The following is a 14,590-nucleotide window of genomic DNA, read 5'->3' on the forward strand; positions in this document are numbered from 1 at the left end:
GGTGCGGGCTACTTTCTCGCCGTCAAATATCTGCAGGTTGTTCAGCGTGCGGATGCCATGCTCTGGATGCATGGAGCCGGAAACACCCCAGTTCGGGCTGACCATGGCCTGGTTATCGCCTTTGCGGAACGTCACCGTGCCGTTCGGGGCGTCCATGCTCATGCCGCTGAGCGCCTTGGCAACAGCCGGCCCCTCGGTGCTGCCGGCCGCTTCCATCGCCTGCTTATAGGCGTAGATGGCAGCGTACGCACCCTCAGCGTTATAGCTGGGAGGGTTGCCATAGGCGTCAAGGTAGGCTTTCACGAAGCGGTCGTTAATGTCGTTGTCGTAGGCCTCGTACCAGTAACGTGTAGACAGGTGCACTCCCTCAGGCATTTCCTCGCCCAGTGCGGTCAGTACTTCAGTCGCTGCGCCCACGGTAAACATGACCTCCAGGTCCTCTTCGAAGAACCCGCGGGTGTTTGCCTGGCGGACAAAATTGACCAGGTCACCACCCCAGACAGAGATCAGAACGCCCTCGGCGTCAGAGTCCATGACCCTGTCAATGAACGGGGTGAAATCCTCGGCGCCGAAGCGCGGGAAGTTGGTCTCTGACATCAGGTTGACGTCCGGATTGATCTCTTTGAGGTAGTTTCCAAAAAATTCCCAGGACTGATGGCCGAAGGCATAGTCCGGACCGATGGTGGTCCAGTTGGTGGCATCGGTTTCTGCAGCCACCAGCGCGGCGGCCTTCATATTCTGGGCCACGTTGACACTGATACGGTAGGTGAACGAATTACACAACTTGCCGGTGACATCCGGCGTGGCAGCGTGGGTAATGATCAGGGGTTTCTGTAACTCCGGCATGGTTGGAACCATACCCTGTGCCACGCCAGAGCTGTCCAGGCCCACGAGGGCGTCCACACCCTCCGAGTAGACCAGTTTGCGAGCGGCCTGGATGGCTACTGAAGCCTTCCCCTGGGTGTCCTCATAGACCATTTCGACCTGACGACCCAGAATGCCGCCGGAGCTGTTGATTTCATCCACTGCCAGGTTGATGCCCTTCTGGGCAAACTCACCATAGGTGGCAGCACTGCCAGAGAGGATGTAGAGGCCCCCGAGCCGGATGGGCTCCTCAGCATAACTGATACCTGCGGTACCAAGCGTAGCGGTTGCGGTCATCGCAACCAGCAGTTTCTTGATGCTTGATGTTTTCATGGTAATGCTCCTGTGTTCTTGTCTTTTTTGTCACTGGAACTTTCAGGCCTGTTAAATCAAGCCACGATTTCATTGTCATATGTTCGTCGTTCGCGTTATCGCAACCTCCTGCTGACCATGGCCAGCGCAGTCATCAGGACAACGTGTCCCTTAGAATGTTTTTACGGATCTTGCCAGTGGCGGTCTTGGGCAACTCACCCAACACCACCTTCCGCGGCGCCTTGAAGTGCGCCATTTGCTCCCGACAAAAGGCGATAATTTCCTCGGGCGTGGGTTCTTCGCCATCATCGATCGGATTGATAAAGGCGCAGGGAACCTCCCCCCATTTTTCGTCGGCCATGGCCACCACTGCCGCCTCAGACACTTTCGGGTGGCGGTATAGCACTTCCTCCACTTCCAGGCTGGAGATGTTTTCGCCGCCGGAGATGATCACATCCTTGGCGCGGTCACGGATTTCGACATAATGATCCGGGTGCATGACGGCCAGGTCACCGGTGTGGAACCAGCCGTCGCTGAAGGCCTTTTCGGTGGCTTCCTCATTTTTCAGGTAGCCCTTCATCACCGTGTTGCCACGAATACAGATCTCGCCCATGGCTTTTCCGTCTGCAGGTACCGCCTCCCCGCTGACCATATCCAGCACCGCAACTTCATCCAGGCCGTGCGTGGAAACGCCCTGGCGGGACATTTTTAACGCCCGTTCTTCCAGCGGCAATTGCTGCCATTCCGGCTGAGGCACACAGAGTGTCGACGGGCCGAACGTTTCGGTCAGGCCATACAGGTGGGTGATCTGGAAGCCGATTTCCTCTGCCTTGCGAATCACGCTACTCGGCGGCGCTGCGCCGCCCAGAGCAAACTGGGCTGGCCGGGAAAGTGTCAGGCTCGCGCGCCCCAGCTCCTGTATCAGCAGGTTCATCACCACGGGCGCCCCACACATGTGGGTCACACCGTAGTCTTCGATCCGCCGGTAGATCTCCTGACTGTCCACCTCCCGTAGACACACATGGGTACCGCCAACGGCGGTGATTGCCCAGGTATAAGCCCAGCCATTGCAGTGGAACATCGGCAGGGTCCACAGGTAGACGGTCTCGGCCGTCATGTCGAAAGCCATGGCGTTGGTCATGGCCGCCAGGTAGGCGCCGCGATGGTGGTAAACCACGCCTTTGGGATTGCCTGTCGTTCCAGAGGTGTAGTTCAGGGAAATGGCATCCCACTCGTCTGTGGCATGCTGCCAGCCTGCGTCCGCGTCGCCTTCCTGCAACAAGGCTTCGTAATCAAGATCCGCCAGACCCAGGCTCTTCCCTGCCTTGCTATCGATGGCCACCAACAAGGGGTTGACCTCAAGCTCGGCTACCGCGGCCCGGACCTGCTCTTCCCACTGGGTGTCGTAGAACAGAACCCGGGCCTCACCATGGGCCAGGATAAATGACAGGGCCCCGGCATCCAGACGGATGTTGATGGCGTTCAGTACCGCACCCGACATAGGCACGGAGTAATGGGCCTCAAGCATTTCGTGGGAGTTTGGACACAGGATTGCTACCGTGTCGCCTGTCTCGATACCGCGTCGACTCAGGGCACTGGCCATCTGACGGCAGCGAGCGTAAAGCTCCCGGTAGGACAGGTTCATGTCATCATCAATCACCGCCAGCTTGTCCGGGTACACCCGAGCGGACCGCTGCAGCAGCGTGAGCGGGGTGAGTGGCGAATAGTTTGCGGTGGTCTTGTTCAGGTTCTTGTACTTGTTCATGTCGCACCTATGTCACATCCAAATCACACCCAAATCACACCCAAATCACACCATCCGGGATTGTTCGGGTTATTTCAGGTAGCCCGGATTGTTTACTTTCAGCCGTGTCTCCGTCATTGCGCGAAGGACCGCCCGCAACTCACGGTCGCTGCCGTCGACAACGCGTTCACGAAGCGCCCTGGCCAGGGTCTGTTCACCCTGCTCCGACTCCTCCGGCAACGCGTGACCGGCCAGAAAACGGGAGAGCATGACGTCGGTTGATTCAGGCTCTCCCGCCTCTTGCTGTTCCTGTTCGCGGATGGCCATGCCCATGGCATTGGCGATCATTAATGCCTCGTATTTGCGCTCCCCGCCAAGTTCGGGGACCAGCGAATCGAGCAACACCTGGCGAGCCTCGGCAAGCAGGTCACGGGTCTCAGGTCGATTGATCATTGCCATCCTCCAGTTCCTGAATCTGATTCAACAGGTCATATTCCATCTGAGCGACCATGCGGCCGGTTAGCGCCAGCTCGAGCGAGCGCTGCTCACCCGACATGTGACGACGCGCCTGTTGCAGGGCGATCGCGGCCCAGCGCACCAGCGCCATGACCTCCCAGTAGTTGACCCTTGCCGGACTAATGCAGGCTCCGGTTACCTCCCGGTAGCCGTCCAGAAGATCCTGTTTATCTCCAATTCCGCCCACTTCCCGTTCATCAGCGCCGAAACGCCAACTGCGACTGCAGAGCCACCCCAGGTCTTCGCAAGGGTCGCTCCAGGCGGCGAATTCCCAATCCAGAATGGCAGTCAGTCTGTCGCCGCTTATCATGTAATTGCCGGTTCGGAAATCGCAGTGGCATAGAACAGTGAGATCTGGTTCCGGGGCGTTATCCTCAAGCCAGTTCAGTGCCCACTCCAGCACCGGGTGTGGCTCACCAATCTCTTCCAGATAGCGGCGGTAAAGGGCGACCCGGCTAAGGGCCGGATTATCCGGGTTGGGCATCGCCAGAAAGTCCAGCGAATCGTCCGGCGGCCTGACGCTGTGAAGTCTCGCAAGCTCTGCGCCAAACGTTCGAACAAGAGCGCGGCGCTGCTCGTCAGTAAACTCCGACTTGACCAGCTTGCGTGGTGACGCACTCCCGGCAGCCCGAGCCATGACATAGAACACCTGCCCGGTGACCGCAGTATCCTCGCACAGCCAGAGAGGTTCAGGCGCCGTTACCCCGGCACCGAAAGCGGCCTGCAACACCCGAAATTCCTGCGGCCTGGTCAAGCTCTCGGCCACCCCGGACGGTGCGTCCTGCCTCACCACAAATTCGTGCCGCCCGGGCCTGTTACCGCCCTCCAAATCCAGCGTTAGCCCGAAGTTATCCTGGATCGCCCCTCCGGAAAGCTTGTCGAAAGAGACGACCGTTGCGTCGGAGGCTCCAGTCTGCCGCACGATAAAAGTGGCAAAGGTATCCTCAAGTGCAGACATCAGGCTTCGACTCCCCAGTGCCAGAAGTCTGTACGCTCAGCCAGGAGTGTTCTCGAGAACACCATTTTGTGCACTTCCGATGCGCCATCCACCAGCCTTGCCTGGCGGGCATAGCGATAGATCCACTCCAACGGGGTATCCTTGGAGTACCCCCTGGCGCCGCAGAGCTGGATTGCCGTGTCTACCGCCTTGTGCAAGGTATCGGCCACCGACACTTTGGCCATGGAAACCTCTTTTCGGGCAAAATCACCCTGGTCCAGTTTCCAGGCAGCGTGCATGGTCAGTAATCGGCCGATCTGAATCTCCATTGCCGCCTCTCCCAGCAGCCACTGCACCCCTTCGCGTTGTGCCAGGGGCTGACCAAAGGATTCCCGGTTATCCACATAGTCGGTGGCAATCTCCAGGGAGCGTCTCGCCAGGCCCAGCCATCGCATGCAGTGGGTAAGACGGGCCGTGCCCAGTCGAATCTGGGTCACTTTGAGACCGTCACCCACCTCCATCAGCCGATTCTCGTCCGGGATTTCCAGGCCATCAAAGCGCAGCTCGCAGTGGCCGCCGTGTTCTTCCGGCCCCATGATTGGAATACGCCGGATGATCTCCCAGCCCGGATCGTCTTTGTGAAACAGGAAAGCACTCAGACCTTTGCGAGTATCTTCAGACGTGCGCGCAATCAGAATGAAATGGGAGGCTTCTGCTGCTCCGGTGATGAAGTGCTTGTGGCCATGAATCACCCAACGATCGCCCTTGCGCGTCGCGGTAGTCTGCATCATGCCGGGGTCCGAGCCACAACCGGGAGGTGGCTCGGTCATGACGAAAGACGAACGCACCCTGCCCTCAACGATGGGTTTGAGCCAACGCTCCTGTTGGGCCTCTGTCCCGACTTTCGCAAGCACGGTCATGTTGCCGTCGTCCGGTGCCGCGGAATTGAACACCACCGGCCCGAAAATCGAACGGTTCATTTCCTCGTAACAGGCAGCCATACCCGAGATATCGAGCCCCTGACCGCCCAGGCGCTCGGGAATCTGCAAGCACCACAGGCCTTGCTGCTTTGCCTTTGCACGCATCTTCTCAAGATAGTCTGTCGCAATGTTCTCGTGCTCATCGTAGGCTTCCGGGTTCTGCTCCAGCGGCAATAGCTCCTGTTCGACGAAATCCCGGATGCGTTTTCGGTACGACTCGTTCCTGGGGTCCAAATTGAAATCCACAGCCCACTCCTTACAACGAGGATTGAAGATGGCCGCCATCCACCACAAGGGTGCTGCCGGTCATATAGTCGGAAAGTCCGGAAGCCAGCAGCAACAACGGACCACTCAAGTCATCAGCCTGCCCCAATCGACGCTGAGGAATACGGCGGATCATTTTCTGGCCGGGTTCACTGGCAAAGAAATCGCGGTTCAGATCGGTTTCTATGTATCCCGGCGCCAGTGCGTTAACGCGAATTCCGTAACGGGCCCATTCCAGCGCAAGGGCACGGGTCAGTTGCTCGACACCAGCTTTGGCGGCGGCATAAGGCGCCACGTTGCCGGCCACGCGATGACCAAGGATGGAAGAAATCATGATGATGCTCCCGCCCCGATTGATTGCCGAGAGACGACGGGCGGCTTCGTTGCCAACCAGCCAGCATCCCTTGAGGTTTGTGTCGATCACCCGGTCCCAATCCTGACCATTAAGATCCAGAGCCTTCTTGCTCGTTGCCACACCGGCATTGGAAACGACAACGTCCGGGATGGCGACCTCATCAGCCATGGTATTGAAGGCTTCAGAGACACTGGACTCGTTGGTGACATCCATAGTGACTACGTGGATACGATCAGCATGTTCCGGAAATTCGGCCTTGAGGGACTCAAGTGCCTCTCGGCGACGGCCACTGACAATGACGCTGGCGCCGGCTTCAACGAGACAACGAGTAAAGCTCTGACCCAAGCCACCAGCAGCACCCGTTACCAGAGCAGTCTTGCCGTCTAGCCGCATTGACCCATTTGCGTTGCCTGAATTCGTTTGATTGGAATTGTTCATATCGCGACCTCCGCCAACAAAAATAGAACGAGCGCTCGTTTTATTCAACCCTTAAATTAAATTGTTAATAAACTGGAGGCGGAAGTGCGTCACAAAGACAAGGCTCTGACTGAGACCATCTTGCTTCTGGTGTGAAAAAACTGAATCAACAACGCCGGTAGATTCAGGCGACAATGTACTATAGGCGTCACTGCCACCCTCCCTTTATGGGAGGTCTGGCATCAAACCAAAGGACATCCATTGTGACGAAACTCGCCCTGGTAACCGGTGCCAGCGCCGGAATTGGCCGCGAGGCCTGCGCTCTCTTTGCCCGGGAAGGTTATAGGGTTATCGCCCTGTCCCGACAGCCCAGTGGCATTGAATTCGCAGATCTGGAGATGACGCTGGATCTTGAGTCCTTTGAGAAAATCGAGGGGCTTGCGGGCGAGCTGGAAACCGAAATTGCAGCAGCCGAGCGGGTTATTCTGGTCAACAACTCCGGTTACGGGCAATTCGGCGCGCTTCGCGATCTGTCCGAATCCATGTGGCAAAAGCAGTTCTGCACCCACGTATTCGGCCCCATCAAGCTGGCCGCCGTCTGTCTGAGGCTCTGCGAGCAACATGAAGTACCCTTACGGGTCATCGCGGTGAGCTCCGTCTTATCCATAGCGCCCCAGAAAATGAAAGGCGCCTACTGTGCCGCCAAATCCGCGATGAACGCGGCTCACGACAGCTTCTGGTTTGATGAGCAGGACAGCAAAAGCCTGGAAAGTGTCTCGCTTGTGCTTCCCGGGCCCGTGGCGACCCGGTTCAGAGAACATGCCCTGGCCGCTCTGCAGCCCGTGATTGACCGGGCAAGTGCGGTGCATCGGGAAAAGTACAAAGCAATGGAAGCAGCGCTCGCACCTGGCGCCAGAATCAAGCCGTTTACAGCCAGTGCGTTGGATGTTGCCGAAAAAATTTACCAGGCTGCGGAAGTGGGACGTCCCAAGCCAAGGTATCTGGTTACGCCTCAGACTTACATTGCTGCGTTTGTCACGCGGTTTATGCCGCACTCTGTCCAGCGGAGAATTCTGGGGTAGTTGAATCTAAGGTAGAAAAATTGGAGGCGCGGGTCGGAATCGAACCGGCGTACACGGAGTTGCAGTCCGCTGCATAACCACTCTGCCACCGCGCCGGGAAAAGTTCGAAGGGGATTCGATACTTTTATGCTCTCAGGTGGGCATTGAGAGACTGTGTTAATTGGAGCGGGAAACGAGATTCGAACTCGCGACCCCAACCTTGGCAAGGTTGTGCTCTACCAACTGAGCTATTCCCGCTTGATCAACGAGGGCGTATTCTACGGATTAGGCCGTTTGCGTCAACCACTTTTTTCAACTTTCTGTTTTAGTTCAGATTCTGATCGATTGCACTCGAACGCAGCAACCCCCAACACGCGAATTTGAGCTAGTATCAAGGAACACCCATCGCCAATCCTCAACAAAGGAGACGGGATTTCCAGATGCCCTCCCCTGGCAAGCTTGAATTCCAGAACGGCCAATTGACCGTCTCGGGCGACTGGACGCTTCCGAACTACGGCCGCTTGAAGCGGGATGTCCAAAAAGCCACCGCAATGGAGTTACCTAACGGGCATTCGGTCAATCTGGCAACAATCAATGCGCTGGATACCGCCGGCGCATCCCTGTTGGTGGACCTTCTGGGTGCCAGTCAACTCCATGAGCTTACCGAGTTAACCCCCGGGCTTTCCAGCGAACGTCAGGAACTGCTGCGCCTGGTTGCCAACGCGATGGCCAGCCCTGAAGGAGAAAAATCCCTCCGATCCAACCCGATCACTGAGTTCCTGGCGGGTGTTGGCGAAAAAATCGAAGACTTCTGGCATCAACAACGGCTGTTGATTGGGTTTACCGGCCAGATACTGGCGACATTGGCGAGCATTCTTGCAACACCCTGGCGATGGCGTATCACATCGCTGGTGGCCCATGTCCATCAGACCGGGCTCAATGCCCTTCCCATCGTGGCGCTGCTGACGTTTCTGGTGGGCGCGGTGGTTGCATTTCTGGGCGCCACCATTCTCGATGATTTCGGCGCCACCATTTACACCGTGAACCTGGTGGCCTTCTCGTTCCTGCGGGAATTCGGCGTTCTGCTGGCCGCTATCCTGCTGGCTGGCCGCACGGCCAGCGCCTTTACCGCGCAACTGGGCTCCATGAAAGCCAATGAGGAGATTGACGCTCTACGCACGTTCGGCCTGAGCCCCGTGGAACTGTTGGTTATCCCCCGGGTGCTGGCGATGGTGGTTTCGCTTCCGATATTGACCTTCGTCGGCATGATCAGTGGCATTATTGGTGGTTCGCTGGTGTGCGTCGTGGCGCTGGATATCTCGGTTCCGCAAATCCTGAATATCCTCGAAACCAAGGTAAAGGTCGTCCACCTTCTGGTTGGGCTCGGAAAAGCCCCGGTCTTTGCGTTTGTGATTGCCGTTATTGGTTGCCTGGAGGGCTTCAAGGCTAGTGGAAGTGCCCAGTCCGTCGGTGAGCACACCACCTCCGCCGTGGTACAGTCGATCTTTATGGTGATTCTGCTGGATTCCATAGCAGCGATATTCTTCATGGAGATGGGCTGGTGAGAAAAGAGGCCGCGCACCAGGATGTGGTTATCAGCGTGAAGGGCCTTTGTAACCGCTTCGGTAGTCATGAGGTACATACGGATCTCAATCTTGACCTTTATCACCGGGAAATACTGGGGGTGGTTGGCGGCTCGGGAACCGGAAAATCAGTATTGATGAGAAGCATTGTCGGGCTTCACGCTGCGGATTCCGGGACCATAGAGGTCTTTGGTGAGCAGTTGCAGGCTCTTTCTCAACAACAACGCTCCCGTGTAGAACGGCGCTTTGGCGTGCTGTTTCAGAGCGGTGCCCTGTTCAGCTCCCTGACTCTCCAGGAAAACGTTGCCCTGCCGCTGATTGAGCATGCCAAACTGTCCCGTACTGACGCGGAACACTTGGCCCGGGTGAAGCTCGCACTGGTCGGCCTGCCAGCCAACGCGGCCGGAAAGTACCCCGCCCAGCTGTCAGGTGGCATGGTCAAAAGAGCCTCGCTCGCAAGGGCCCTGGCGCTGGACCCGGAGGTGTTGTTTCTGGACGAGCCCACGGCCGGGCTCGATCCGATTGGCGCCGCTGCCTTTGACCGACTGATTGTTACGCTTCGGGACGCCCTTGGCTTCAGCGTGTTTCTGGTGACCCATGATCTGGACACCCTTTACACCACCTGTGACCGGGTGGCCGTGTTAGCCTCACGGAGCGTGCTGGTGGCGGACCGGCTGGCGGTGGTTGAAGCCACTGACGACCCCTGGATTCGCGATTACTTCCATGGGCCCAGAGGCCGCGCCGTCAATCGCATCCGGCCGGCCACGGGGCAATAAACATAAACAACCGGAAAGTAGCAAGGAAGTCGGGAGAGGCACGCTGTTATGGAACCCAGAGCACATCACGTCCTGATTGGGCTGTTCACATTGGTTGCGCTTGCCAGTGCACTCGCGTTCGCCTTGTGGCTGGGCCAGGCGGGCAACGACCGCGATTATGCCTGGTACGAAATCATTTTTGATCGGGGCGTCAGCGGGCTATCGGAGGGCAGCCCGGTCAAATACAGCGGCATTGAGGTGGGCGACGTGGCCGAACTGAGCCTCGACCCAAATGACCCGCGCAACGTCAGGGTGCTCATTCGGGTATACGACGATGTGCCCATTAAGGAAGACACCCGGGCTGGCCTGGCGTTAACCAACATTACCGGCAGCATGAACATCGAACTGAAGGGCGGCACCCCCGGAAGCCAGAAGCTGACAGGAAGCCGTGAAACCCCACCGACCATCCAGGCCGAACCCTCGGCCTTTACCACCCTGATGGCTTCCAGTGAGGAACTGTTTGCCAAGCTTGATAAATTTCTCACCAACGCAAATGCCATGGTGTCCAAGGAAAACTCCCGCAACCTCACCCGCAGCCTCAAGAACATCGAGGCCGTGTCGTCTGGGTTGATGGATCAACGCAGCGAACTGAGCAATCTGGTTACGAGTTTCGATCAACTCAGTGTACAAACCGAGGCCACACTGAAAACCTTCCGTCAATTTGGCAGCACAGCGAACACTTTGCTCGACAAGGAAGGCCGTCAGTTGATGGCCACTGCCCAGAGCGCCATGGATTCACTGGAAACCGCTACCGCGCGGCTTGAAGCACTCACCGCCCGCAACGAGGGCTCCCTGGACCAGGGAATGCAGGGCATCGGTGAACTGGCGCCCGCCATGCGGGAGCTGAGATCAACGCTGCAAAACATGGACAGTCTTATCCACCGCCTGGAGGACGACCCGGCCGGCCTTCTGCTGGGCCGCGAGCCGATACAGGAGTTTAATCCATGACACTGACTGCATCACGGGCACTGCTCTGCATGGTCGTTGCCGCCACGTTATCTGCTTGTACTCTGTTCCCGGATCGACCGGCCAATCGAATATTCCAGTTACCGGCTTCCACAGTTGAGGAATCCATCACTGATAGCAAACCATTCAGCACAACCCTTCGGTTCGTAACGCCCCTGGCCGAAGGCCCTGTTGATAGCTCGCGTATTCTGGTGAAACCGGAGGGCAACGAAATAAAGGCCTATCAGGGCGCGCGCTGGAGCAACAAGTCCCCCATCCTGGTTCGGGACCAACTGATCGATGCCTTTCGCCGGGATGGCCGCTTCGCTGGCATTATTACCGGAACCAGTCCGGCCCGCAGTGATCTGACCATGGCAGGAGAACTAAGCGCGTTCCAGAGCGAGTATCAGGACGGCATGCCGGTAGCGCTGATCAGGCTGGACCTGCATCTCATCGACGAACGCACCCGCAATACCCTTGCCACCAAACGCTTTGAGTACCAGCATCCGGCGAAAGGGGAACAAGTTGAAGCAGTCGTGGAGGCATTTGGTGAGGCCAGTAGCGCACTGGCCCGCGAGGTGATTCGCTGGACGGTCGAACAGCGCCCCTAACCCGTTAACCCTGGTGTTTTTCCGGAAAAAGGTCCGGCCAGGCGGCCTTGAGATAGAGAATCATCGACCAGAACGTCAGTACCGCTGCCACGTACAACAGGGCCGTACCGGCCTGGGCCCAGACGACACCAGGAGGAAATGCCAGCAGCATGATAATGGCCACCATCTGCGCTGTTGTCTTGATCTTGCCAATGTAGGAAACCGCCACACTCGCACGGCTGCCGATTTCCGCCATCCACTCCCGCAATGCTGAAATCACGATCTCACGACCGATAATCACCGTGGCGGGAATCGTCAGAATGAAACTGGCGTGGGCTTCAATCAGTACGGTCAGTGCTACCGCCACCATGAGTTTGTCCGCAACGGGGTCCAGGAAGGCACCAAAAGGTGTGCTCTGGTTCAGTTTCCGGGCCAGGTAACCATCCAACCAGTCCGTCGCCGCCGCCAGCGCAAACAGGCCGGCACTGACGAGGTAGCTCCATTGCGCCGGCAGGTAGTAGATAATCACGAAAACCGGGATCATCAGAATCCGGGAAAGGGTGAGAATGTTCGGTAAATTCATGCTATCCCTACTCGTCATGCAGTACTGCGTAGATGGTTTCTGCCAGGTTCCTGCTGATTCCCTGAACCTTGGACATTTCGTCGATACTCGCCTTGCGTAGCTCCTGGATACCGCCAAAATAACGTATCAGATCGCGGCGGCGTTTGGGCCCTACACCTTCGATTCCCTCAAGGGTGGATTGCCGGCGTTTCTTGTCACGCCGGGCCCGATGGCCAGTAATGGCGAAACGGTGCGACTCGTCTCGGATATGCTGGATCAGGTGCAGTGCCGGCGAGTCAGCGGGGACCCGATAGAGGTCGCCGGTCATGGCATCAATCAACTGTTCCATACCCGCGCGCCGGGTGACACCCTTGGCAACACCAATCAGCGGAATGTCCGTAACACCAAGTTCATCAAACACTTCCCGGGCAATGTTCAACTGGCCCTTACCACCGTCGATGAACACTAGGTCCGGGCGTTTGCCCTCACCTGCCACCATGCGTTTATATCGGCGCGTCAGAACCTGGCGCATGGCTCCATAGTCATCACCGCCGGTAACACCCTCGATATTGTAAAGCCGGTAGTCGCTTTTCAGCGGCCCATTCTCGTCGAAAACCACGCAGGATGCGACCGTGTTTTCACCATGGCTATGACTGATGTCAAAGCACTCCATACGTGACGGCGTTTCAGCGAGATCCAGCAGGTCGCGCAGGGCCAGCAGGCGGCGATAGACCGTTTCCTTGCTGGCCAGGTGGGTCAGCAATGTCTGCCTGGCATTCGTCATGGCCAGATCCAGCCAGCGCCGGCGCTCCCCGCGCACATTCTTGCGTACCCGGGTGTCACGACCGGCGGATTCTGTCAGCGCCTGGGACAGCAGTTCCTGGCCGTCGACGTCCACCGGCACCAGGATGTCCGGTGGAATTTCCCGGCGGGTGCTACCGCCGAAATAATACTGCCCCAGAAAAGCACTTAACAACTCAGCTTCTGACTGCTCAATACTGTATCGCGGAAAATAGTCCTTGGTACCGAGCACGCGCCCACCGCGCACGATGATCACCACGATGCACACCACTCCAGCATCCTGGGCAATCGCCACCACGTCGGCATCACCCCCTTCGCCGTCCACGCTTTGCTGCTCCTGAACGTGCCGCAGGTGATTTATCTGGTCGCGGTAGACACCGGCTTTCTCAAATTCCAGATTCTTCGCCGCGGTTTCCATGGCCGCCATCAGATCCTGCAGGATCGCGGGGTTCTTGCCTTCGAGGAACATGGTGGCGTGGCGCATGTCCTCCTGATAATCCTCGGGGGAAATATAACCGACACAGGGTGCCGTGCAACGGTTGATCTGATACTGAAGACAAGGGCGTGTGCGGTTTCGGAAATAGCTTTCACTACAGGATCTTATACGGAAAATCTTTTGTAGAATATTAAGACTTTCCTTGACCGCCCCGGAACTCGGAAACGGTCCATACCAGGTACCGCCACCTTTCTTCGTGCGCCCCCTGCGAAACGTCAGGGAGGGATAGTCATCGTGCGAGGACAGATATATATAAGGGTAGGATTTATCATCCCGCAGCAGGATATTGTATGGCGGCCGCAGGGATTTGATCAGGTTCTGTTCAAGCAGGAGTGCTTCGGTTTCACTGCTGGTGATGGTGACTTCGATGGAGTCAATTCGGGAGACCAGGGCTTCGGTCTTGGGCGCCAGACCGGATTTGCGGAAGTAGCTGGTCACCCGTTTCTTGAGGTTCCGGGCCTTACCCACATACAGCACATTGCCTGCGGCGTCGTACATTCGGTACACACCCGGCCGTTCGGTCAACTGTTTCAGGAAGCTTTTGGTATCGAACTCCCTGTTGTTCCCTGCCTCGGCAGTATCAGCCGGTGCGTCAGACCTTGTCGGCATCGAGCAACCCGAGCCTGACCGCCATCAGCGCCAACTCAACGTCACTGGAAATTTCCAGCTTCTCGAAAATGCGGTAGCGGTAACTGTTTACAGTTTTTGGGCTGAGGCAAAGCTTGTCGGAAATGTCCTGCACTTTCTGGCAGTCCACCACCATCATGGCAATCTGCATTTCGCGCTCGGACAAACGGTCAAACAGGGATAGCTCGCCGTCTTCGTCCCTCGCATCGCCGCCTCCAAGCTGCTTGAGCGCCATTTTCTGGGCAATTTCCGGGCTGATGTAACGCTGCCCGGAATGCGCCATGCGGATGGCACGCACCATTTCCTTGATGTCGGCGCCCTTGGTGATATAAGCCGATGCGCCGGCCTGCATCACCCTCGTTGGATAGGGGTCATCAGCACAGGCAGTCACCACGATCACCCGCACAGCGTCGTCAATGCGCAGGATTCGCCGTGTCGCTTCCAGCCCCCCGATACCAGGCATGCGGATGTCCATCAACACGATATCCGGGCTGTCTTTACGCACAGAATCAATAGCATCCTCGCCTGAAGATGCTTCGCCGATGACTTCAATATCGGGGTTGTCCGCCAGCATCCGGGTAATACCGGACCTGACCAGTTCATGGTCGTCAACAACCAATACCCTGATCAAAACTCACCTCGCACGCGGCTTTTATGGGAATTTACGAATTGTACCGGTTAAGGGTTCCCGACGGTAGATGCATCCATCAATACCGGGACC

Annotated in this window: 14 protein-coding genes and 2 tRNA genes; 5 read left to right on the plus strand and 11 right to left on the minus strand. The window is 57.5% G+C overall.

The window, feature by feature from the left end:
* From ACTRWH_RS09185 to ACTRWH_RS09210, 6 genes are all read right to left on the minus strand, one after another.
* The coding region (locus tag ACTRWH_RS09185) for an ABC transporter substrate-binding protein (protein WP_462826306.1) at nucleotides 1-1,197 on the minus strand (1,197 nt) is incomplete at its 3' end.
* A gap of 133 nt (nucleotides 1,198-1,330) precedes the next feature.
* Complete coding sequence (locus tag ACTRWH_RS09190) at nucleotides 1,331-2,941, minus strand: long-chain-fatty-acid--CoA ligase (RefSeq protein WP_462826307.1); 1,611 nt, start codon at nucleotides 2,939-2,941, stop codon at nucleotides 1,331-1,333.
* Between the two features lie 69 nt (nucleotides 2,942-3,010).
* Entirely contained in the window at nucleotides 3,011-3,373 is a 363-nt protein-coding gene (locus ACTRWH_RS09195; RefSeq protein WP_091643843.1) for a DUF6285 domain-containing protein, read from the minus strand.
* On the minus strand, nucleotides 3,357-4,394 hold the full coding sequence (locus tag ACTRWH_RS09200; protein WP_462826308.1) for a phosphotransferase: 1,038 nt from the start codon (nucleotides 4,392-4,394) through the stop codon (nucleotides 3,357-3,359). The genes ACTRWH_RS09195 and ACTRWH_RS09200 overlap by 17 nt, the downstream gene beginning before the upstream one ends.
* A complete protein-coding gene (locus ACTRWH_RS09205; protein WP_199480746.1) occupies nucleotides 4,394-5,599 on the minus strand; it encodes an acyl-CoA dehydrogenase family protein in 1,206 nt (401 codons plus the stop codon). Before ACTRWH_RS09205 ends, ACTRWH_RS09200 begins: the two co-directional genes overlap by 1 nt.
* Nucleotides 5,600-5,609: 10 nt before the next feature.
* On the minus strand, nucleotides 5,610-6,410 hold the full coding sequence (locus tag ACTRWH_RS09210; RefSeq protein ID WP_085680789.1) for an SDR family NAD(P)-dependent oxidoreductase: 801 nt from the start codon (nucleotides 6,408-6,410) through the stop codon (nucleotides 5,610-5,612).
* Between the two features lie 242 nt (nucleotides 6,411-6,652).
* Between ACTRWH_RS09210 and ACTRWH_RS09215 the strand changes: the two genes are divergently transcribed.
* The gene (locus ACTRWH_RS09215) at nucleotides 6,653-7,471 is read left to right on the plus strand and encodes an SDR family NAD(P)-dependent oxidoreductase (protein WP_462826309.1); all 819 of its coding nucleotides are present in this window, start codon (nucleotides 6,653-6,655) and stop codon (nucleotides 7,469-7,471) included.
* Between the two features lie 21 nt (nucleotides 7,472-7,492).
* On the opposite strand, the gene ACTRWH_RS09220 is transcribed toward ACTRWH_RS09215, so the two are convergent.
* Nucleotides 7,493-7,566: transfer RNA gene (locus ACTRWH_RS09220), tRNA-Cys, on the minus strand.
* 66 nt (nucleotides 7,567-7,632) lie between these two features.
* A tRNA-Gly gene (locus tag ACTRWH_RS09225) sits at nucleotides 7,633-7,708 on the minus strand.
* A gap of 182 nt (nucleotides 7,709-7,890) precedes the next feature.
* Between ACTRWH_RS09225 and ACTRWH_RS09230 the strand changes: the two genes are divergently transcribed.
* Genes ACTRWH_RS09230 through ACTRWH_RS09245 form a run of 4 tightly spaced genes read left to right on the plus strand, consistent with a single transcriptional unit; the run spans nucleotide 7,891 to nucleotide 11,404 of the window.
* On the plus strand, nucleotides 7,891-9,015 hold the full coding sequence (locus tag ACTRWH_RS09230; protein ID WP_273623275.1) for an MlaE family ABC transporter permease: 1,125 nt from the start codon (nucleotides 7,891-7,893) through the stop codon (nucleotides 9,013-9,015).
* Nucleotides 9,012-9,809, plus strand: coding sequence for an ABC transporter ATP-binding protein (locus tag ACTRWH_RS09235; RefSeq protein WP_085680795.1), 798 nt, complete (start codon nucleotides 9,012-9,014; stop codon nucleotides 9,807-9,809). Before ACTRWH_RS09230 ends, ACTRWH_RS09235 begins: the two co-directional genes overlap by 4 nt.
* A 48-nt stretch (nucleotides 9,810-9,857) precedes the next feature.
* A complete protein-coding gene (locus ACTRWH_RS09240) occupies nucleotides 9,858-10,796 on the plus strand; it encodes an MlaD family protein (RefSeq protein ID WP_462826310.1) in 939 nt (312 codons plus the stop codon).
* Complete coding sequence (locus ACTRWH_RS09245; protein ID WP_462826311.1) at nucleotides 10,793-11,404, plus strand: ABC-type transport auxiliary lipoprotein family protein; 612 nt, start codon at nucleotides 10,793-10,795, stop codon at nucleotides 11,402-11,404. Before ACTRWH_RS09240 ends, ACTRWH_RS09245 begins: the two co-directional genes overlap by 4 nt.
* Nucleotides 11,405-11,408: 4 nt before the next feature.
* On the opposite strand, the gene pgsA is transcribed toward ACTRWH_RS09245, so the two are convergent.
* The 3 genes from pgsA to uvrY are packed head-to-tail and all read right to left on the minus strand — an operon-like array spanning nucleotide 11,409 to nucleotide 14,500.
* On the minus strand, nucleotides 11,409-11,966 hold the full coding sequence (gene pgsA / locus ACTRWH_RS09250; RefSeq protein ID WP_036207967.1) for a CDP-diacylglycerol--glycerol-3-phosphate 3-phosphatidyltransferase: 558 nt from the start codon (nucleotides 11,964-11,966) through the stop codon (nucleotides 11,409-11,411).
* A gap of 7 nt (nucleotides 11,967-11,973) precedes the next feature.
* Complete coding sequence (gene uvrC / locus ACTRWH_RS09255; RefSeq protein ID WP_462826312.1) at nucleotides 11,974-13,851, minus strand: excinuclease ABC subunit UvrC; 1,878 nt, start codon at nucleotides 13,849-13,851, stop codon at nucleotides 11,974-11,976.
* Entirely contained in the window at nucleotides 13,835-14,500 is a 666-nt protein-coding gene (uvrY, locus tag ACTRWH_RS09260) for a UvrY/SirA/GacA family response regulator transcription factor (RefSeq protein ID WP_036207973.1), read from the minus strand. Before uvrY ends, uvrC begins: the two co-directional genes overlap by 17 nt.
* Nucleotides 14,501-14,590: the final 90 nt, after the last annotated feature.

Source organism: Marinobacter sp. G5_S1_61_S3, from assembly GCF_054968585.1.